Here is a 23,309-nt window from a genome sequence, read left to right as displayed (position 1 = left end):
CCTACTATTTAAAAACAAACTTATAAATAACAAAATTAATAATAAGAAACAATACAGTAGTAAATGAACTCGCAACCGTTATGGGCAAATAACCAAGATCAGCTAAAAAATTAAAAATTACAATTGAAATAACATATACAACTGCAAATGCAATGCTATTTAACAAACTAAGTATAAAGATATTTTTTCTTAAAACAAGACTTATAAAACCAACAGTAAAACTCAAAAGTATTAATCTAAATGAAAAAAATATTCTGTTTAAAAAATCAAATAAAGCCTCGGAATAATCTAAATTTTCTGCTTTAAGAGATCTAATCCAGCCAATAAGTTTTGAGAAATTCAATGTCTTTGAAGATAACATAACTATTTTAACATATTCAGGCTCTAGATTAATAATCCCTTTACCATCAAGAATCTCATAAAAATTTTCTACAACCTCTTTCCCAACCTTAGAAAATTCTCTTACACCATAAAGATTCCACTTATTATCAAACCACTTAGCCTTACTAACATCATATCTTTTATTAAAAACATCATTACCATCTCTTAAAATAATTATTAAATTATAAATAGTATCATCATCTATGTTGTAATATCTAATATTGTATATTTCTCGTGCATAATTTCTAATTATTACAGACCTATCACTAGATCCTTTCTCCATACTATTTTTAAGAAAAGCATCTCTTTCTGCAGCAGTATCTATTACTAAATAATTATCAAAAAAAAAGAGAGCTATTGATATCACAATACTAGTTATAATTATTGGCCTTAATATTCTAGAAAGAGAAATTCCACAACTAAAAAGTCCTATTATTTCATTTCTCATAGAAAGATTTCCAATAAGATTAGAAACAGCAAAAAGAAAAGATAAAGCTACACCATCTGAAAAAGATTTCGGTAAATATAAATAATAAACATAAATAATATCATTAACACTAAGCTTATTTTCAAGATAACTTATAAGATTTACAAATAAATCCCCAAGTATGATCAATATCATGAAAAGAAAATTCATAAATAGAAAAGTTAACGTTATATTTTTTACAAAAAGTTTATCTACTCTCATTTTTTTAAAAGTCTTAAAAAAAGTATCACTCCAGCAAATATTAATAATATATTTGGTAAAACAGCAACAAAAAAAGGATTAGGAGCATTCTGCACAGTATACACCTTACCACCAATAAACATTACCCAATAAAAAACACAAATTAAAATTGAAATTACAAGTTCAAGAATAATAGAATATTTTTTATTTGAATACATACCCATGCCAAAAGCTAAAAAAATAAAAAATAAAACAGATAATGGTAGACTAATTTTTTGATAAAGTTCCAAGGAAAAAAGAGCATAATTTTTCTTAGCTGTAATATCTTCATAAGAACCATAATTTAAATTTAAATTATACATATAGTCCAAATTTTCAAGAATAGACATCTCGTCTAATAAATTGCTCTTATCATACAAATAATTTAAATAACTACTTGAAAAATTTAAATTCAAAAAATCTTCTTCCAAATCATTTTGTACATTTAAATCTTCAATTAACTTGGCTTGATTATCAACAAGCTTAATAACATCTCTTATACTCATCTGAGAAGGAGTTACATAATTTAATAAAAATCCATCATTAAAAGTAACCTGATCAATTGAATATTTCATTCTATCTGCATAAAAGTAGTCATAAAATCCACTCTCATCTTCTGTTAAAGCAATTGACAATACATCATTTAAAATAAAATATACCTGATAATTTTCTTTTTTGATATTAAGCTTTTTGGCCACAAATACCCTATCATAACCCTTAATTCTAGTATTATCAAAAAAAGTAACATTCTTATATCCTGTCTCTAGTTTTTCCCCAGTTACAAATATTAAATCTCCATATTGTTTACTTGAATAAGGTTTTAATATCAAATGAGGTACTTCCTCCTTTATTTCATTAAATATCTTTAATCTACCAATAGACCCAAGAGGAAGTAAAAAATCATTTGAAATAAAAGAAATGAATGCAATAACTACTCCCAATTTTAAAAAAGGAAATAATAAATCTAAAATAGATATTCCAATTGATCTAAAAGCTAATATTTCATTATTAAGCTTAAATCTATATACAGTAAGTACAACTGAAATTAAAGCTGCAAAAGGAGGAGATAACGCAATTACCATAGGAAGAGAATATATAACAAAAATAAAAGCCTTAAAAAAAGGAACATAATTTTGAAGAAGTATCCTCATAAAAAAAAGTATTTGATTTATGAAAAATACAAAGAAAAAAAATAAAAAAGTAATTAAAAAATACTTAAAAAATTCAGAAATTATGTAAGATTCATAATTGTTTTTTAATACTTTCATCTACAAAAACCAAACCATTATTGAGAGTACCAAGTATTATATAGTTATTGAAACTTAAAACTTTAACTAAATTTAAATTTAGAAGCCCATCATAAGGCCCTAGATAATCCCAGCTATTATTTATAGTATTGTAAATTAATAAACCATACTCAAAAGTAGCAAACAACAATTTATTCCCTCTAACCTCCATGTCAAGAAAATATTCAATACTAAAATCATTGCCCACCTTATATTTTATATATGTCTCATCTTCTAAATTTAATCTAAAAAGTCCACCTCCATAAGTTCCTACATAATAATAATTATTATATCTCTTTATAAAATTAATATTTTTCTCACTTTTTTCCTTGCTAAAAAAGTTCAAATGTTTAATGTCTCTAAAATCATCAAGATTAATGGTATAAATACTACTGTCCATTGTTCCTACAAATAATATATTTTTCTCTTTATCTAAGTATACTGATGAGATTTTATTAGACCCAAGTTTTATATGAATCCAATTATCTAAATCAGAATAAAACCATAATCCAGATTCAAGAGTACCAATAAATATTCCATCTTTAACACCTATTAAAGTCTGTATATTGCCTAATTTAACTCTTAAAGGAACATTAACTTGTTTAACAAAACCTTCAAAATCGTCAACGTAATAGAGAACATTATTACCTCCAATGTATACAGCTCCTTTATATTCCGCAAACCCTCTAAGTCCATTTAATTCAATACTCTTTTTATCTTTAATATAAATTCTATAATTATTATTTTTAACATTATATCTTAAAAGACCGCCAAATATATTTGAAACAAAAACATTATTTCCCAAAATAAACATATCAAAAACACTATTATCTATAAACCCTAAAGCTTCTAAATTTAGATAATTTACTCCAAACTTATTATTCAAGAAATTATAAATTCCCCTATCATAATCCAAAATAATAGAAGATTCATCAATATCTCTTAGTGCAGAGATCGCCCCCATCCTGTCTTTAGCAAAATACTTTAATTCAGAAACTCTAAGACTAGCATGAGAATATTTATAATATCTCAAAAAACAATCAAAATTATATTCTGAAAGACTGTATTCGCCTTTATTATAATTTAAATAACCTAAAAACAAATTAGCCTTAGAAAGCAACTCTCTACTATAACTTTTTTCATTTGTCAATATTTTATTTAAATAAAAATTAGTCATTCCAAAATCTTTTTTTGCATAACTTTCCCTAGCACTAATAAAATAAAAATTATCTTCTTTTAAAAAAGCGTCACTTAAAAAAAAAGATTCATCATCTTGAAGCCCCAATAAATGCCCTCTTCCTTCATTGCCTATTTCTCCTTCATCGTAAGTTTTCTCTTCTTTAAAAGAACTAAAAGGCAAACTAAAATCCTCTTCAGTAATACTAAGACACGAAAATAATAGAAATAAATTTAAAAAAATAAGCCTATTTATATAAACAATTTTTAATATAAATTTCATAAATTCCTATCAATCTCTTTAATCTCTAACGAATTCTAATTCAATCTTGCCAAATTTATCTATATCAATTATCTTAACTTTAACTATTTGTCCTTCCTCTAATCTTGGAGGACGAATACTACCCATCTCTCTTCTGCTATTATTTCCATACCTAGCAATTCTACTACCACTATATCTATCGTCTCTAGGCCTTAAACGAGTACTTAAAAATCCTTCCTTTGTAGGAGTAAGCTCAATGAAAGCTCCAAAACTGTTAATCTTTTTAACAACTCCTTTATAAATTTCTCCTACCTTGGGTTCTCTGACAATGCTCTCAATTCTCTCTTTTGCCTTTTGCATCTTTAAACTATCAGCCCCAAAAAGAGTAATTCTTCCATCCTGCTCAATTTGCACTCTAACTTCAAATTCATCTGTAATTGCTTTAACCGTCTTACCAGTAGACCCAATAACAAGAGAAATTTTATCAACATCAATTTGTAATTGAATAATCTTAGGAGCATTAACAGATATATCTACTCTTGACTTTGAAATTACAGAATCCATAATAGACAGAATATGCATTCTTCCTACTCTAGCTTGCTCAAGAGCATCCTTCATCAACTGCTTTGTAACATTTAAAATCTTAATGTCCATCTGAAAACCAGTGATTCCTTTTTTAGTTCCTGCAACCTTAAAGTCCATATCACCCAAATGATCTTCTTCTCCTAAAATATCACTTAGAATAACATATTCATCACCATTACTAATAAGTCCCATGGCAATCCCTGCGACCTGCTCCTTAACAGGCACACCAGCTGCCATTAAAGACATACTACCAGAGCATACTGTAGCCATTGATGAAGATCCATTTGATTCCAATACTTCAGATACTACCCTAATAGTATAAGGAAAGTCATCTTTTTTAGGTAACACAGCTTCCAAAGATCTTTGAGCCAAATGCCCATGTCCAATCTCACGCCTTCCGGTCATAAGCCTACCTGTCTCTCCAACAGAAAAAGGAGGAAAATTATAATGAAGCATAAAATTAAGACGCTTGTCCCCATCAATATCATCCATTATCTGTTCATCAATACTTGTCCCCAAAGTAGTTACAGCTAAAGTCTGAGTCTCACCCCTAGTAAAAAGAGCAGAGCCATGCGTTCTATTCAAAAGATCAATTTCTATAAAAATATTTCTTATATCTTTAGAAGTACGACCATCTGTCCTAAGATTCTTTTCAAGAATTGATTTTCTAACAATTTCTTGTTCAAAATCATCAAAAGCTTTAACAAAAAGCTTTTCATTATCATCATTTATTTTATCAAGAGAAGAAAAATGTTCATAGGCCTTTTTCTTTACTAACTTTATAGCTTTATCTCTATTAAGCTTGCCTGTAACAAAACAAGCCTCCTTAAGTTCAGAATAAATTAAGTCCTTAAGTTCATTTTTAAATTCAAATATTCTTTCCTCATAAGCAAGTGGTAACTTTTCTTTATACCCAACAATAGATACAAACTCTTTTTGCATATCGCATAACTGCTTAATATATTCATGTGCTTTATCTATTGCAACAAGCAATATTTCTTCACTAACTTCACTAGCACCACCCTCAACCATAGTAATCCCATCTAAACTCCCTGCAACAACAATATCAAGAGAAGATTCCTGAATCTCATCAAAAGAAGGATTAACTATAAACTCATCATTTAAATATGCCACCCTAACAGCTGCAATAGGGCCATTAAATGGAATATCTGATAAAAAAACTGCCGTAAAAGCAGCATTCATACCAACAATATCAGGAGGATTCATTTGATCCGTAGATAGAGTTGTTGGAACAACTTGGATTTCTCTACCAAACCTCTTATCAAAAAGAGGCCTCATGGGCCTGTCTATTAGCCTAGAAACTAGCACTTCTTTATCCTTAGGCTTACTTTCTCTTTTAATAAATCCACCTGGAATTTTTCCAGCAGCATAATATTTTTCATTATATTCAACCGAAAGAGGAATAAAATCTAAATCTTCACGAACTAAATCTGAACAACAAACTGTAGCAAGAACAGTAGAGCCCCCATAAGTAGCAAGAACTGATCCATTTGCTTGTTTAGCTAATAATCCTGTTTCTAAAATTAATTCTTCTCTTCCTATTTTCAACCTCAAAACTTTTTTCAAAATTAACCCCTCATTACTTTCTAAGTCCAAGTTTAACTATTAAAGTTCTGTAAGCTTCCAAATTTTTACTCTGATAATATCTCAACAAACTCCTTCTCTGTCCAACCAACTTCAATAAACCTCTTTTTGAGCTATGATCTTTCTTATTTATTTTTAAATGTTCTGTTAAATATTTTATTCTATCCGTTATTAAAGCTACCTGAACTTCAACAGAACCTGTATCATTTGCACTCTTGCCAAACTCTGAAACTATTCTTTGCTTCTGTTCCTTGCTAATCATACTTGACTCCTATTACCATCATAGCAAAGTCTAAAACCATTTGCCATAATTAAAATCTCACACTAAATTATAATATTTTTTTATGAAAATAACAAAAATAAACTAAGAACCTTTCTTATTCAATAAATTATGTTCATAAGCTATTAAAAGATAATAACATATTTATACTTATTTAAACCAAGACCACATACAATTGCTAACATCTCTTCATCTTTAGTCTTAAGTATTTTAAATTCATTTAAACTTATAAAAATATCAATGTAAACACCATTCTTAACAAATCTAATCATTTTAAAATCAATATAAATTACACCAAAAAAACCTAAAGATTCTATACTTATCAAAGAATTATCATTTAAATCTTCACAAAAACAAGCATTATCCAATCTAAAATCTCCAACCTTAATTCTTTCAAGGCTTTTAACATAAGCACATGAACCCAAAGATAAGGCTAAATCTCTTGCTATACTCCTAATATAAGTTCCTTTAGAACAATTTATTTTCAGTTTTAAAATATGAGAATTAGTATCATAGCTTAAGACTTCTAGGTTATATATATTAACTTTTCTAGGTTGAAGTTCAAAAGACTCCCCTTTAAGTGCTAATTTATATGCTCTCTTTCCATTAATATGCAATGAAGAAAATTTAGGAGGAATTTGATAAATTTCACCCTTAAAAGACTCAAATACAAGATTTAATTCTTCTAAACTTGGAATGTAATCTCCTCTTTTTATTATATTACCATTAGGATCAAGAGTATCAGTTTCAATTCCAAACTCAAACTCTGCTATATATTCTTTATCCAAATATGTAATATAATTTGAAAGACTAGTATATTTTCCAACAAGAACAACCAAAAGCCCACTAGCAAACTTATCAAGAGATCCTGTATGTCCAATTCGCCTTCTAGCAAAATATTTCTTTAAAGGAAATAGAGCATTAAAAGAAGTTACTCCACTCCTTTTTCTTAATAAAATAATTCCATCCATTAAATATGTTAATTTTTATTAATATTTAAATTTTCAATTATTTTATTAACATAAAAAGCCTTAGAGATAGTATCATCTCTTAAAAAATTTAATTTCGGAGTATTTCTAACTTTAATTCTCTTTACAATCTCTCCTTGAATAAAACCCTTAGCACTATTCAATGCCTTAATAGCATTATCAAGAGATGCACCTTCCTTAATAGATCCAACAAAAACCTTAGTATTTATTAAATCATTTGAAACTTCAACTCGCACAACAGTTAAAAATGCATGTACTCTAGGATCTTTAATTCCCTTTGTTATTATTAAGTTACCGATCTCTTGAACCAACAAACTTTCAAGCTTTGTTTTTCTAATTTCTTTTTCCATATCTATAATCATGAAACAAATATTTAAGACCCAAAGCGTCTCTTTACCTTCTTAATCTCAAATGCTTCAATGATATCTCCTTCTTTAATATTAAAATAATTATCAATTATAATTCCACATTCATACTGTGCGCTAACTTCTTTAACGTCTTCTTTAAACCTCTTAAGGGAAGAAATCTTTCCAGAATGTATCTGGAACCCTTCTCTCATAACATTAGTGATAGCATCTCTCTTTATTGATCCCTGTGAAACATAACATCCAGCCACTATCCCAACCTTAGGAACACTAATAACAGCTCGAACTTCAGCAAACCCAATAAATTTTTGCTCAATATCCGGCTCAAGCATGCCTTCAAGCACAGACTTAATATCATTGATTGCATCATAAATTATATTATATTTTCTAATTTCAACTTTTTCTTGGTCAGCCAACATCTGTGCTTTTGCTGTAGGTCTTACATGAAATCCAATGATAATAGCATCACTTGCTGCTGCAAAGCTAATGTCTGTTTCTGTTATTGCACCAGCTGATGAATGTATAATTTTTACCCTAAGTTCATTATTAGTCAACTTCTCAAGAGAATGCTTTAAAGCCTCAACAGACCCTTGTACATCTGCCTTTAAAATTATCTTAAGCTCTCTCAATTCTCCATCTTTAATCGAATCATAAAAATTTGATATAGTAATTTTCTTAACATTTTTAGCATTTTCATATTTTTTAAGGTTTTGCCTTTTAGAGCTAATTAACTTAGCTTCTTTCTCAGTCCTTGTTACCTGAAACGGATCTCCAGCCTGAGGGATAGAAGAAAATCCTAAAACACTAATAGCCTTTGCAGGGCCAACATTATTAACAGAATCCCCTCTCTCATTTATCAATGCCCTGACTCTACCATGATATATTCCACCAACAAAAGAATCTCCTACAGAAAGAGTACCATCTTCAATGATTACAGAACAAATTATTCCACGTCCCAAATCAACTCTAGCATCAAGTATTCTACCAGTAGCCCTCTTACTTGGATTTGCCTTTAATCCCATTACTTCAGATTGTAAAATAATCATGTCAAGAAGTTTTGAAATACCAATATTCTTAAGTGCCGAAATTGGAACAAAGATTGTATTTCCTCCCCAGTCTTCAGGCACAAGTTCATATTCTGAAAGCTGATGTTTAACTCTATCCAAATTTGAGTCTGGTAAATCTATTTTATTAATCGCAACTATAATTGGAACTTTTGCATCCTTAGCATGATTAATAGCTTCAATAGTCTGAGGCATGACACCATCTACAGCTGAAACAACAAGAACTACAATATCCGTAACACGAGCTCCACGGCTTCTCATCATTGTAAAAGCCTCATGTCCTGGAGTATCTAAGAATGTTATTTCATGTTCATTGTAATTAATAGTATAAGCTCCAATATGTTGAGTAATCCCTCCCGTTTCTGTTCGATTTATGTCAATATTTTGCAAAACTGACAGAAGTTTAGTCTTTCCGTGATCAACATGTCCCATTATGGTAATAATAGGAGGCTTTTCAACTCTCTGAGTTTCATCCTCTTTCTCTGTTTCTATAATTGTTTCATCGTAAATTGATACCACATTAACTTTAGACCCATATTCCTCAACTAAAATAGTAGCAGTATCAGAATCAATCTTCTCATTAATAGTTGCCATTACACCTAAAGACATTAACTTAGTAATTAAATCCGAAGATTTTAAATTCATTTTCTTTGCAAGCTCTGCTACAGTAATAGTTCCCATAATGTCAATAGATTTAGGAATTGAACTCGCCAAATTTTCTTTCTTTTTTTTCTGAAGTTGTTCAAAGACTTTTTGTTCTATTGTATTAGTCTCAGTTTCTTCCTTCTTTCTCTTATAACTTTTTTGACTTTCTTGCTGTTGCTTCTTCTTCTCTCCAAGTTTCCTATTAATTCCTTTATTATCAGAATCAACAGACGCAGGTACAATATTAGATACAACCTTAGTTCTTATTACTCGCCTAAAAGTCTGAAGTTGAGATCTACTATTAGAATCCTTATTATGTACATAATTTCTGCCAGAATATCCACTCCTATTCCCCTGATGTTGATTCCCTGTATTATCCCTACTAAATGACCCTCGAACAGAAGACGCTCTCTCTCCGCTCCCCCTATTGCTATCACCATAAGAATGACTACTATTAGAATCCCTATTATGTACATAATTTCTGCCAGAATATCCACTCCTATTCCCCTGATGTTGATTCCCTGTATTATCCCTACTAAATGACCCTCGAACAGAAGACGCTCTCTCTCCGCTCCCCCTATTGCTATCACCATAAGAATGACTACCATTAAAATCCCTATTATGTACATAATTTTTGCTAAATTCTTGTTTCTTATATGAACTTGAAGGTCTATCAAAATCATTTCTAGATCCATTTGGATCCATTTTTCTATCTGGTCGAGTTACAACCTTTACTACTTTCTTACGCAACTTTACAACTTTAATTTTTTTATCATCTTCATTTCTATCATCAACATTTTCTGACAAACTACTACTCCTCTTCAAACTCAAAACTGAGTCCTATCTTACAACCTGGACAAAAAGTCATATCTTCATTAATAACAGTCCCACACTCAGGACAAAGTAATTCTTCTTCTTCTTTTACTCTCTCAATGGAATCATCATCGTTAGAAATTATTACAACTCCTTCCTTTAGTATCTTATTTATTTCACATTGTTTTTCATAACTTATCCCAAGATTCAAAAGCTTTTCTTCACTAGCTTCCAAAAAGTCATCAATCCTATCTAGACCTGCATCAATTATCCTATTAACAACATCTTCACTAAGTATCTTAAGTTCACTAATTTTATTTATCTCTTCAAATTCATCTTCTTGGGCAGTCTCTTGAATAATTTTATCAAACATTTCAAAAGTTTCTTTTTTAAATTCTCCACTTGCCTTCATCTCTGCAAACTGCCTACTAGTCTTAACATCAATTGCCCAATCAAGCAGTCTATTAGCAAGTCTAACATTTTGTCCCATTTTACCTATTGCAAGTGATAATTGTTCATCACTAACAACTACCAAAGCTTTATGTAAATCTTCATCAAGAAGATATACATGATCCACCTTTGCGGGAGTCAAAGCATCTCTAATAAACTCTTTAACATCTTTGGAATAAGGTATAATATCTATTTTCTCTCCCTCAAGTTCTTTTATGATCGACTGAATCCTAACTCCCTTTTGCCCAATACAAGGACCTACAGGATCAATTTCTTCCTTATCAGTATAAACAGCAATCTTAGTTCTATAACCTGGATCTCTCACTATCTTATGTATCTTAATAATACCTTCTTCAATTTCAGGTATTTCAATATTAAGAAGCTCCTCAATAAATTTAGGATGAGTTCTTGATAGAAGAACTTCTATTCCATTCTTACCCTTCTTTACGCCATGAACAAGTACTCGAATTTTCTCATTAAGTCCATAAACTTCTCTCGGAGATTGATATTTTTTAGGCATAACACCATCTGTACTACCAAGATTAACATAAAGATCTCCATTCCTATTCTGCTGAACATAGCCAATAATAATCTTATTTAACTTATTCTTAAACTCTAAATAAATTTCATTATCTTCAATTCCTTGTAAATCACTTTTAGTTCTCTGTTTAGCAACTTGAATTGAAAGTCTATCAAAAATCTTGGGGTCAATCTCAACATAAGCATATCCATCTTCTATTATTTTAAATTGTTTAGCATCATCTTCTAATATTTCAAGAATATTATCCTTGACTTCATCTACAATCTTTTTCTTTGAATAAACTACTAAATCTCCGGTATCTTCATCAAATTTAATTAAAGCATTTTCACTCGTTCCAAAATACTTCTTATAAGCTATTATTATAGACTCCTTAACTGTTTTCCTTATTGCATCTATACTCATTCCTCTCTCATTAGCAATATTGAATATCATTTGGCCAGTACCTTTTATCATTTCCAAATCTCCTTCATAATAACCTAGCCTTCTTTACATCACTATATAGAATTTTAATTTCTTCTCTGTTTACTTTAAAAATAAAATTATCTTCTTTGGCTTTTAAAATCAACCCTTCTTGAAAATCATTATCCAACATCAACTTAATCTTCTTACCCTCAAAAATCTTAAACTCCCTTTTGCTCTTAAATTTCCTATTCACTCCAGGCGTAGAAATTTCTAAGCTAAAATTATATTTAAGAGCTGATTCTAGTTTTAACAAAATCATTTTATGTAGGTCACAAAGACTATCAACCCCAAAATCACCTTTCTTATAAAGAACTATATGTATTCTACCTTGATTTCTTTTCCTAAAGGCATTAATTTCTAAAACCTCAATCTCCAATCGATTTGTTAGATCCTTTATTAAATTGTAAATTTCATCTTCTACAAAACTCTTATTCAATTAGATCCCTAAAAATAATAAGGTTCTTTTCAAAAGAACCTTATTAAATAATAATAATTTATTTTGTAAGGATAGCATTAATAAAAATAAATGTCAATATTAAAACTTTTCAAACTAAAAACTTTAAAAACTAATAAATCTACTATTCTATAAACCCATATACTATTAAAATTTTTACAAAAATCATAAATATTATTATTGTAATAATATTCGTCAATGAGTACTGTTTTAGTATTAGATAATAAATTTACAAATATACTCATATGATCAAATCTATAATCACATGGATATAAATTTTATCTTCATATTGCAAGGAACACTAACTACAATATCAAAACTATCAAAACCAATATTCAATAAACACTTAAAATTCTATCTTCAAAAAATCTAAAAAGAGATTCTTGTAAGTATTACTTATATGAAAGAAAAATTTTTATACTCGGTTCATATATTAAAAATATATACAAACATAATCATTCCAAAACTCAAAAAATTCAAAAAGATACATATAAATAACATTAAAACAAGCATAATTCCTATAGCAAAAAGACAAAAGGTCATAAATAAATTTTAAGAAAAATTATCTCCAACCTGCATACCAATGCTTAAGCCTTAGTCTTTAAAATTATTTGATTGAGCAAATCTATTGCCTGATGAGGCGTAGTATTATTAATATCTACTTTAGAAATTAACTCTTTAATCTCCAAGTATGCATTAATATCATCTTTATATTTTAAATCTTCTTCCACTTCACTATCGTCCACAGAAGAACCTAAAGACAGAAGTTCTGATATATAAAGCCCTTCTCTGCTTGTTAAACTTTTAAGAATAAAATTTGCCCTTTCAATAACTTTTAAAGGTATTCCAGCTATTCTAGCAACATAAATTCCATAAGAATTAAGCGATGGTTTTTCTTCAATTTCCCTTAAAAAAATAAGTTCACTTCCTTGTCTTTCTATCTTCATTGAAAGATTAACAAAAGAGCTATGTTTAATAGCTGAAAGTTCATGAAAATGAGTTGCAAAAAGACTTCTAGATTTAATATATCCTAAAATATATTCTACAATGGAATAAGCAATAGCAAGCCCATCATTAGTGCTAGTACCTCTTCCAACTTCATCCATAATTATTAAACTATTAGGAGTAGCGTTTCTTAAAATATTAGCAGTTTCATTCATCTCAACCAAAAAAGTAGATTCTCCTTTAGAAATATTATCGCTTGCCCCAATTCTACAAAAAATTTTATCTGTAACTCCTATTACAGCTTTAGAAGCAGGTACAAAAGATCCGATATGACCCATTAAAACAACTAAAGCAGTTTGACGCAAATAAGTTGATTTGCCGGCCATATTAGGACCAGTAATTAGACAAAAATACTTTTCATTATTAATCCTTACTGAATTTTTAGTAAAAGACTCTACTCCCTTCATATAATACTCAACAACAGGATGCCTTGCACCCTCAAGAATAATTTCTTTCTCATTAGTTAATGTAGGTTTTACATATTCATTTTTTCTAGCCAAATAAGCAAAATTAGATACCACATCACTATATGCATAAAACTCAGAAATTTTCTTAATTACTGCACTATGTTTAGATATTCTTAAAGCTATCTCATCAAATATTTCTTGCTCAAGGACTGATAAATTATCTTCAGCATCATTAATATCTCTTTCAAGCTCAATAAGCTTGCTAGTTTTATATCTCTTTGAAGAATTTAGAGATTGACTTTCAATAAAATGAGGTGGAATATGACCATAGTAACTTTTTGTAACTTCAAAAAATAAACCTCTAACATTAGTCTTCTTTATTTTAAGATTATTAATCTTGCTAAAATTTCTCTCAAAATTAAGATAATCTTCAACATATTTGCTTGCATTATTTTTTATTTCCCTTAAGCGATCAATTTTAGGATTATATCCTTGCTTAATAATCTCATTTTGTTCTCTTGAAATTGAACCATTTATTAAAGAATAAATTCCTCTTATATTATCTTCATCATTATTATCAAATATCCAATATCCAAAAGAATGTTCGTTAAATAATCTCTTTATTAAAAAGAAAGCTATTAAAGCTTCTCTTATAAATAAAAAATCTTTTTTTGCATACTTTCTCATTTGAAGCCTTGAAATTATTCTCTCAATATCCCAAACATTACTAAGAATATCTCTTAATTTTATTGTCAAATTAACATTATTATTTAAAAATTCTACATGATCTAATCTAGCATTGATTTCAGAAATATCTAAAAGTGGATTTAATATATATTCTCTTAAAAGTCTCTTTCCCATTGGAGTTTTGCAATCATTTAAAACTGAATAAAGAGAATAACGAGAAGTTAAATCATTATTATTTTTAACAAGTTCAAGATTAATTTGAGTAACATCATCAAGAAACATATATCCAGAATCATTATTAATATGAATCGTATTAATATTACTCAATAAGTTCTTTAAATTATTTTTGATATAATCTATTATTAAAAAAGATGAAATATAATGAGGTTCTTCTTCTTTAAAGCCAAGAGCACTCAAGCTAACTATATTAAAATGCTCTTTCAATGCTTTTATTGCAATTTCTTTATCCAAGTGCCAATTAGGCACTTTATTTACTAAAAACTTATCAAAAACAAGCTTTTCCAAGTATTTATAATAAAAACCTTCCGATACTATTACTTCTCTTGGAGAGTACTTTTCAATATCCCGTCTTAACTTTTCTAAAAAACTACCCTCATAAATTATTATCCCAAGCCTGGATGTTGATAAGTCTATATATGAAAATGAATAATATCCCTTATAATCACTAATCGCAACCAAATAATTATTAGCATCATCTTCTAAAAAATCCTCATCAATAACAACACCAGGGCTTACGACCTCAACAACCTCTCTCTCTAAAGGCCCTTTAGACTCTGCTTGTAATCCTTGCTCACAGATTGCAACTTTTTTATCTAACGAAATTAATTTTTTTACATATTCCTTACTTGCATGACAAGGCACCCCACACATAGGAATACCTTCCCGTTTAGTCAAAGTTAAACCTAAAAGTTTACTTCCCTCGAGCGCATCATTAAAGAACATCTCATAAAAACTTCCTACTCTAAAGAATACAATAGCATCTTTATAATTATTCTTAATTTTTAAATATTGCTTCATCATTGGTGTAACTTTTTTTTCCATAAAATGATATTGAATTATAATTGATATTATTAAAACTTTACAATATACTTGTTATTGAAAAAGAATATATTATGAAAGAAATTATTCCTAAAAGTAATATTTTTTATTTATCAAGGGATATTTATATTTTCATAAAGTTAATTAATAGATTTACAGCACTACACGCTATCAGTTTTAAAACATTCATTAAAGATATATTTAAAAATGGTACTAAAATCTGTTTGGTATACCTAGACTTATCAGAAATACAATATTTAGATTCAACATTCATGGGCACGCTAGTATATGTTAATAAAAAAAGCAATGAATACAAAAAAATCTTTAAAATTATAAACCCTAGCAAAGAAGCTCTCGAAAACCTAAGATCTCTTGGTCTTGAAAAGATATTAAAAATAGAAAAAAGAGAAGAAATTTATAAAAAAAATGAAATGAAAGAATATCTTTGCTATAATGAACAAAAAAATAAAATATTTAAATCAATATTAAAATCACATATCTTACTTTCAAATATTAATAAAGACAACAAAAAAGAATTTTGTAGTTTGATTCAACGATTAAAACAAGAAATTCATAATCATAATTAAATTAAAAATAAATCTTAATCAAAATATCTTATTTAATTCTTATTTAAATATCTAATAATATCATCTGTTATATCAACAATACTATTATAATAAAGGATATAAGGATTATCCTTTTTAATAACCAAAGAAATACCATTAGTCTCTGCTATATATTGGATTCCATTAAGTATTTTACTCAAAAGAACACCATCGCTATTGATACTATTTATATTAATCTGTTTTTGTTGATCAAGATTGCTTTTTGCTAAAGTTGTAAGTTTTTTAAGCTCATCTATTTTTAGATTATACTGGTTACCATAAAGCCTTGCATTATCTAAATCATGAACATCAACTGCTTCATCATACATTTTTCTCAAATCTTTAATCTCAGAATTCAAGGCATCTATTTTTTCTTGATAATGTTTCTTCAACTGCTCAAGATTAGATTTTAACTGTGGATTCAAAAATTCAATTACAACTTTTTCAAAATCTACAATACCTACCTTTGTAACATCTAGAGCAAAAATGTTTAATGGAAATAAATAAACTAACAAAAATAGTAAAAGCATAATTTTCTCCCTATAAAGACAAAACAATTATATCAATATCTCATATCAATTGCTAAGAAAAATTTAAAACCTGAATAGTAATTATAATGTTTATTAATGCCTTTATTATCAAAATAAAATGGATAGGCTACAACTAAAGATAAAGGCAACTGAGGCAATAAGCTTCTAACTCCAAAACCCCAACTAAACATAAAACTACTAAAAGGAATAAATAAGGCATTTTCTTTCTCTTCTAAAGAATATGCAGCTATATCCAAAAATAAAGCATCCCAAACCAAAATATTCTTAATTACAGGCATTGACAGCTGAATAGTACTAATAAATGAACTATAAATATTCTTCAAAGTTCCCCATCCTCTCGCTGTCATAAAATTTTCGCTAATAGTTATAAAATGATGCGGCTGTATTTCCATTTCAAACCCATTTCCAAGAGGTGGTAAAATATTTGTATAAACACTTCTTAAAGTCAATATTAAGTCAAAATAGGGGGTAAAAATATCTTGATATCCTAAAAGAGAAAAATACCTTTCAAAGGTTGTAGTAGATTTTGTAAAGTGACTCTGCCCAAATAAAAATCCACCAAAAAAATCAAATTGTTGTTTAAGCAAAAATCCATCATTAGATAATGATTGAGAATTCCTTGTATCCCATGCAATACTAAGTCCAAGAGAATTCTCAAATCTAATAGTATTATAATTATCTCTTAAGTAATAACTTGAAGGCCTATTAACACTATTATCATAATATACATACTTTAAAGCAGATTGAACAGTACCAGCAAATGTTTGTTTGCCAAGGTAATTGGAAAAAGTATATCCAGTAACTAAAGCTAAACTTAATTTTACTAAGGAATAATTCATGATATTAAAATCTGAAAAATTCTTTGCATTATGATACTCTTCCCAACTCTCGAAAGGATCCGGAACTTCCTTTTTACCAGTAAAAATAGGACCATTAATATCCTGATAAGCAGTATTTACAGAATGTGAAAAATCAAGAAATCCTCCAAGAGTCCATCTAGTCTGCATAAACCAATAATCTTCAAATGATAGCCTGAAACTTTGTTCTGAAAAGGCAAGATTAAGCCTTGCGGATAAAGAATATCCTTCACCTAAAAAATTAGATTGTTCCCACTGTCCAAACAATGAAAATGGAAACCAAGAATTACTAAATCCACCAAAGTTCATACCAAACCTAAAGCTTGCAGTCTCTCTCTCTTCAACGGAAAAATTTATTTTCATTAAACCATCAATACTGCTCTGTGCAATATCAGGAACTACATTTCCAAAATAACCAAGTCTTTGTAAATTAAGCATTCCCATTCTAAATTTTTCTAAACTAAAAACATCTCCTTCTATGAGAGGCACTTCTCTAAGTATTACATGAGAAGCTGTTTTTTTATTCCCCGAAACATTAATAGATTCAATATGAGCTTTATCTTTTTCTACTATATTAATTAAATAATCTACAAACTCTCCTCTTATTGTCCTAGTAGGTAAAATCTCTGTAAATATATATCCATCTGAATAATACTTTTCCCGAATTTTAGCAAAGTCCTGCTCAAATTTTGACTCATTAAAAATGTCTCCTTCTCTTAGAGTAATTAAAGACTTTAACTCATCTAAACTAAAAACCAAATTACCAAAAATTTCAAGCTTGCCAAACTTAAAAACATTTCCTTCTGAAATAAAATATTTCAAAAAAACTTCTTTTTCCAATTTTCTAGAATCATTAGGCTCCCGTATATCTACAGTGTTATCTATAACTTTAGCATTAATATATCCATTATTCTTATAAAAAGACTCAAGCTGATTCTTATCCTTGTCGACATTTGACTTTAAATATTTCCCATCAGAAAATAAAGAAGCTGTTCTCGACGCTAAATATTTCCTAAGAGTACTACTCTTAAATTTTAAGTTTCCCTCAAAATCCACTTCTTTAACGACATATTTAGAACCTGCATTTATTTCAAACACAATATCTACTAAATTATTTTCTTCCTTAGTCTCATATTTAACAGAAGCATCAAGATACCCAGCTTCTCTATACATCTCTTCAAACTTAACCACACTTCTTTTAACATTTGCAAGATTTAAAGACTCATTTACCTTTACGTTCGACTTATCACGAAGTTCACTATTCCAAAAAACTTTACTATTATCAACAAAAGAAATTGTCCTTACTAAGGATTTCTCTTTTACAAAGAATGTTATAAAAAGTTTATCATCATTTACCTTAAAATCAGGTCTTATAATTCCATCAAAATAATCAAGAGCATAAAGATCAACTTGTAACTTATCAAAAACTTCATCAGAATAAATCTGACCTAAATAAGGATTTAAAATAGAGACAAGATCTCTTTCTTTTATATTTTTAAGTCCATTAAAATCAATGCTTTTTATGACTTTACCTTCATATTTAGCCTGCGAATAAACTAAACTAATAGGGAATAAGAAAAAAAATATAAAAATAAAAATCTTAAAAGACTCCACCTAAACTCCCCTTAGTACTCAATACTTAAATTTCCAAGAAATAGATATCTCATTACCTATGCCATGCAAACCATTTTTCATGAAATCATAATCAAAAATATAATCCACGAAGAAAAATGGAGAATCAAGTTCAATACCCAAATTGACACTAAAATTTAAATTCTGTGAAAATGGTGTTACTTGCTCTTTTAAAAATCCAAAACCTGCCTTACCAAAAACACCATTAGAAAAATATTTACCTACAACAACACTTGTATTGTCAAGAAAACTTGCAAAAGTTGGATTCTCCAAAATACCAATAGCATTCCTTAATATATCTGTCTTTATACTCAATAGGTCTAATTTTAATACAGAACGCACATAATCTTCAATAGGTTGTACTACCAAATCCACAAGAATATCATTAGCTAATCCAATTGCAATTTCAGCTGTATTGGTACCTGCAAATTGTAATCCATGTCCACCTCCAATTATTTCACTTGACAAAAGATATTTTATTTCTTGCTCTGTTCGAAAGGGATAAGATACAAATTTAAGCTTCCACAAACTTAAAGGACAATCCATACTCATAGTTACAAGTAATTTTTCACTACCATCTTTAATCGCATTTGTTGCTTCAATTTTTACCCATGGATCAAATTTAATCTTATTTTCATTAAAAGAGATATACGAACCACCTTTGAACACAAATTTCTTATTATTATAATTAACAGAACCATTTGATATATTTAAATCTCCCTTAAGCATAAAATCATCTGTTTTAGTATCAGACCTAATTATCAAATTATTATTTTTAGCAACAGTAACACTTAAAAATGAAATTTTATTATCTGGCCAATGAAAAGTAACATTACTATCAAAATTTATTTTAAGATCTGTAACAATATCGAAATCTTTAGAATTAATGTCAGCTACTCTAGATCCTTTAGATCTTTTAAAAGGATCCATTAAAAAATCAAAAATCGAATTTTCAAGCAAGTAAACCCAAGAATTTGAAATATTTAGATTTCCTCTAAACACAATTTCTTCAGAATTACCTTCAATAAAAAAGCTACCTGATGTATAACCAATAAAATTTATAGCTACTTTATCAAACTTAATAGGGACCCCAGAACCACTAGGAACATCAATGTCTACCTTATAATAATCAACAATAGTATCGCTTAAAAAGTTCAGATTAAAACTAGCAGATATATTAACATCAGAATAGTAACTTAAATTAAAGCTATTATTTAATAATAGCTTATTATCTTGAACCAATATTGGTACATTCACTAATTCTAAAATTCTACTCTTTCCATGCCGTCTAGAAAATCTCAGATATTCTGTACTAATTGAACCATTTACTACATTAATCTCTCCATTAAGATTTGGATTGTATAAGTCGCCATCAATGCTCAACTCACCACTTAAATTAATATCATAAATAACAAAATGCTCTTCAATATTAAAAAGAGACTCTGAGTTTAAAAAATCTTTTGTAATTAACTCTGAATTAAACTTAATATCTTTAATATTTCCATTAATTTTATTCTCCAAAATTTTACCCCTTGCCTCAAAGCTAAGAGGCAAATAATCACCAAGTCTAACGTTAAAATTGCCATCAACATATTCATATAAAACATTAAAAAGATCATATTCAATTGATTCCGCAATAAATCTTTCAAGATTATTTTTAAATTCAATAGTAAGATTAGAAATATTATTATCTTTGTATTTTACATCTCTAAAAGAAATTTCCCCATCAATTTCTCTTTTCAGAATTCCAAGATCTTCATCATTATTTTCAAATTTTTGAAAACTTGCCTCTACTCTTGAAGAGAAAAGATCACTGTCAATATTTAAATTAGAAACTCCAATAAAATCTTTAATATCATATCTAAAACTACCTGTAACAATTTCTCTTTTATGCTGTTTTACCTTTATGTCATAGACATTAAGGCTATTATCAACTAATCCTAATTTAAAAGAAAAATATGTAGGGATACCCATTAAAGAAAGTCCATCTGTTTCAAGATATGCATTAAGAGAATAATTAAATAAATCATTATCTTTAAAATTAAGGATAAAGTTTCCATTAGCTTTACCACTTAAGAATGAAAAAAATCTTAAATTATCAAAATTTAATCCCTGAAACCTACCCAAAACATAATTGCCATCTTCATTAGAATTAACACCTAGAAAATAGCGCTCCGAGCTCAAATTTGAAAATAAGTTTATTTCACCAATAAGCTTATCATTTAAATTAAAATGTCCCTGTCCTTGTAAACTTGAATACTTATTTACAAATTTAATATTTAAAAGATTAATTTCTTTATTTTTGTATAAGCCCTCAAAACTAAAATTAAGATTATAAGCTGGAGCATCTGAAATCCTATCTACTCTAAATTTATTGATTGTAACACTTAAATCATTATTAATTTTCTCATAATTTCCATAAGAAATAATATTTAACAAAATATCAGAATCTTTATTATGAAAACAAAAATTATCAACATTTAAAGTATAAATTATCATTGAATTAGAATAATTTAAACTAGCTCTCGCCTTAGGAGTAAATTCAAGATCGACATGATTATCTTTAAAATTAAGCTCAAGATAGAAAGGATAATTTCTGTTTAAATAACTAAAATTTGTAGAAATCTTCAATCTATCATCAAACAAATATATTAAAAAAATAGAATTTATATTATAATCTCCACTTTTATATTTAAAATTTCTGACCTTATAAATATTTTTCTCTCCACTAGCATTAAACATTAAATTAAAATCATCTAATTTTGAAGCAATAGAAAAATTAAATCTATCCAACCTAATCTTAGCATAATCAAGAGTATTTAAATAAAAATCCGAAGCTAAATTCAAATACTTACCCGATAATAAATGCTCAGGAATAAAATTAGTAATCACAGATTCTGGGAGGAAATCATTTACGAAAAACAAAGGGAATTCCTTAATGTCCAAATTAAATTTAAAATTTTCCTTATCAAAATTTCCTTTTAATAAAATTTGAGAACTATTATTTTTAAAATTTATTAAATAATTAACATAAGTTTTATTTTGAGAGAAATGTGTTTTAAGATTTAAATTTTGAATTTTAAGATTACCAATTCTAAAATTATCAGACTTTACAAAAAAATCTTTCTGTTTTTCACTAAAATCTAAATGACCATTAATATCTCTAAAGTTTAGTATTCTTGCGGACCTAAAATCAAGTCTTCCTATTGGCAATAAATCTTCCAAAGAATAGTATCCCTTATAGTTAATAAAGCCTCGCTTAAGTTTTAAAAAAGCATCTTGTATATTTATGAACCTATCATTACCCTTAAGTTGTATTCTTATCCCCTGAATTTCTTTATTTACTGTAATATCTTGCAAAAATGAATTTAATAAAAATGCATATCTTAAATCTTCATCCTTTAAATTATAAGAAAGTGCTAATTGCCCATTCAAATTTATATCAAAATAATCTCTATAAACATCAAAACTTTTATTAAATCTTACCCAAGATAAAAGATTAACATCAAAAAATAAAGCATCTAATCTTAAAAATTTTTTATTAGCATCATAACTTAAATTAAAATCCAAATTTTCTCTTCTAAGATTAAATACTTCAAGATTTCCCTTTGAATAATTTATTTGAAAACCCTGATCAAGCAAAGAAAAATAACTTGTATTAAATTCCAAAAAACTGATATTAACATATCCATCTTCAAGATCCTTTTTAAATTTACCTTCAAAATAAAATGTCGAGTTAAAATAACTATCATTAATAATACCTTCTTTTAAATTTGAAAAAGAATCAAAATCAACAATAGAACTATATAAAAAATCATCATCTATTGTTTTTAATGCAAAACTTCTAACCTGAAATTTTAATAATTTATCTGAGCTTAATTTAAGATTAATATTAATGTCTTCCATATTAATATGAAGTTTATCTAGATAATTAGAAATTTTGCCGATAATTTCATAACTATTTAACTTAAAATTATTAGAACTCGAACTTGAAGTCTTCAAAAGATTTAAATCATTGAAATCAAAATTTAGGTTACTGCCTTTCACAAAAACATTTAAAATAATATTTTTATCTCCTAATATCAGTTTAAATAAATCCAAATTTATCTTAACTGTATTCATCAATATTTTGTCTTGGTCATTTAAACTTAATTCTAAATTATCTATTTTTATTGAAGAGAAAAAATAAGGCGCAATTTGCTCATACTTTATTTTAAATCCAGATTTCAATTCAAGATAACGTATCACCAAAAATCTTACAGAATAAACCTGAACTTGTATAAACAAAATAAAAATTATAAGAATTGATATAAAAGTTATAACTGAGAAAAAAAATACTAAAGAAACCTTACTTCTAGTAAAAAATAAATTCATATATTTATATGCATATTATATAATAATTCACTAGCATATATTTGCTTTAAAATATTTAAGGAGACAAT

15 protein-coding genes are annotated in these 23,309 nt (G+C 27.8%); 1 reads left to right on the top strand and 14 read right to left on the bottom strand.

Translation table 11 applies throughout. The features are described 5' to 3' along the window. Positions 1-4 precede the first annotated feature (4 nt). From F0310_RS04025 to mutS, 11 genes are all read right to left on the bottom strand, one after another. A complete protein-coding gene (locus F0310_RS04025; RefSeq protein WP_182117642.1) occupies positions 5-1,069 on the bottom strand; it encodes an LptF/LptG family permease in 1,065 nt (354 codons plus the stop codon). After that, entirely contained in the window at positions 1,066-2,355 is a 1,290-nt protein-coding gene (locus F0310_RS04020) for an LptF/LptG family permease (protein ID WP_182117641.1), read from the bottom strand. Before F0310_RS04020 ends, F0310_RS04025 begins: the two co-directional genes overlap by 4 nt. Continuing rightward, positions 2,330-3,832: a ligand-binding sensor domain-containing protein gene (locus tag F0310_RS04015; protein ID WP_182117640.1), complete on the bottom strand. Its 1,503-nt coding sequence runs from the start codon at positions 3,830-3,832 to the stop codon at positions 2,330-2,332. Before F0310_RS04015 ends, F0310_RS04020 begins: the two co-directional genes overlap by 26 nt. 18 nt (positions 3,833-3,850) lie before the next feature. Next, positions 3,851-5,983, bottom strand: a complete 2,133-nt coding sequence (gene pnp / locus F0310_RS04010; RefSeq protein ID WP_182117639.1) for a polyribonucleotide nucleotidyltransferase — start codon at positions 5,981-5,983, stop codon at positions 3,851-3,853. A gap of 13 nt (positions 5,984-5,996) precedes the next feature. Continuing rightward, positions 5,997-6,263 carry a 30S ribosomal protein S15 gene (gene rpsO / locus F0310_RS04005; protein ID WP_182117638.1) on the bottom strand — a complete coding sequence of 89 codons (267 nt, stop codon included), beginning with the start codon at positions 6,261-6,263 and terminating at the stop codon, positions 5,997-5,999. A 143-nt stretch (positions 6,264-6,406) separates the two neighbouring features. Further along, on the bottom strand, positions 6,407-7,252 hold the full coding sequence (gene truB / locus F0310_RS04000; RefSeq protein ID WP_182117637.1) for a tRNA pseudouridine(55) synthase TruB: 846 nt from the start codon (positions 7,250-7,252) through the stop codon (positions 6,407-6,409). Positions 7,253-7,260: 8 nt separating this feature from the next. Beyond that, entirely contained in the window at positions 7,261-7,620 is a 360-nt protein-coding gene (gene rbfA, locus F0310_RS03995) for a 30S ribosome-binding factor RbfA (RefSeq protein WP_182117636.1), read from the bottom strand. A 23-nt stretch (positions 7,621-7,643) separates the two neighbouring features. After that, complete coding sequence (gene infB, locus F0310_RS03990) at positions 7,644-10,151, bottom strand: translation initiation factor IF-2 (protein ID WP_182117635.1); 2,508 nt, start codon at positions 10,149-10,151, stop codon at positions 7,644-7,646. Between the two features lie 4 nt (positions 10,152-10,155). Beyond that, positions 10,156-11,601 carry a transcription termination factor NusA gene (gene nusA / locus F0310_RS03985; protein ID WP_182117634.1) on the bottom strand — a complete coding sequence of 482 codons (1,446 nt, stop codon included), beginning with the start codon at positions 11,599-11,601 and terminating at the stop codon, positions 10,156-10,158. Positions 11,602-11,614: 13 nt separating this feature from the next. Further along, the gene (gene rimP / locus F0310_RS03980; RefSeq protein ID WP_182117633.1) at positions 11,615-12,046 is read right to left on the bottom strand and encodes a ribosome maturation factor RimP; all 432 of its coding nucleotides are present in this window, start codon (positions 12,044-12,046) and stop codon (positions 11,615-11,617) included. A gap of 605 nt (positions 12,047-12,651) precedes the next feature. Beyond that, entirely contained in the window at positions 12,652-15,225 is a 2,574-nt protein-coding gene (mutS, locus tag F0310_RS03975) for a DNA mismatch repair protein MutS (protein ID WP_182117632.1), read from the bottom strand. 71 nt (positions 15,226-15,296) lie between these two features. Between mutS and F0310_RS03970 the strand changes: the two genes are divergently transcribed. Further along, the gene (locus F0310_RS03970) at positions 15,297-15,809 is read left to right on the top strand and encodes an STAS domain-containing protein (protein WP_182117631.1); all 513 of its coding nucleotides are present in this window, start codon (positions 15,297-15,299) and stop codon (positions 15,807-15,809) included. A gap of 32 nt (positions 15,810-15,841) precedes the next feature. Here the strand turns inward: F0310_RS03970 and F0310_RS03965 are convergent, their stop codons facing one another. Genes F0310_RS03965 through F0310_RS03955 form a run of 3 tightly spaced genes read right to left on the bottom strand, consistent with a single transcriptional unit; the run spans position 15,842 to position 23,241 of the window. After that, positions 15,842-16,360: an OmpH/Skp family outer membrane protein gene (locus F0310_RS03965; protein WP_476577994.1), complete on the bottom strand. Its 519-nt coding sequence runs from the start codon at positions 16,358-16,360 to the stop codon at positions 15,842-15,844. 29 nt (positions 16,361-16,389) lie between these two features. Further along, entirely contained in the window at positions 16,390-18,834 is a 2,445-nt protein-coding gene (bamA, locus tag F0310_RS03960) for an outer membrane protein assembly factor BamA (RefSeq protein ID WP_476577993.1), read from the bottom strand. Between the two features lie 33 nt (positions 18,835-18,867). After that, positions 18,868-23,241 (bottom strand): translocation/assembly module TamB domain-containing protein, encoded by a 4,374-nt coding sequence (locus tag F0310_RS03955; protein ID WP_182117628.1) that lies wholly within the window; start codon positions 23,239-23,241, stop codon positions 18,868-18,870. Between the last annotated feature and the right edge of the window lie 68 nt (positions 23,242-23,309).

Source organism: Borrelia sp. A-FGy1 (assembly GCF_014084025.1).
Classification (GTDB): domain Bacteria; phylum Spirochaetota; class Spirochaetia; order Borreliales; family Borreliaceae; genus Borrelia.
The sequence above is the reverse complement of the archived record's forward strand: the minus strand, read 5'-3'. Positions and strand labels throughout refer to the sequence as shown.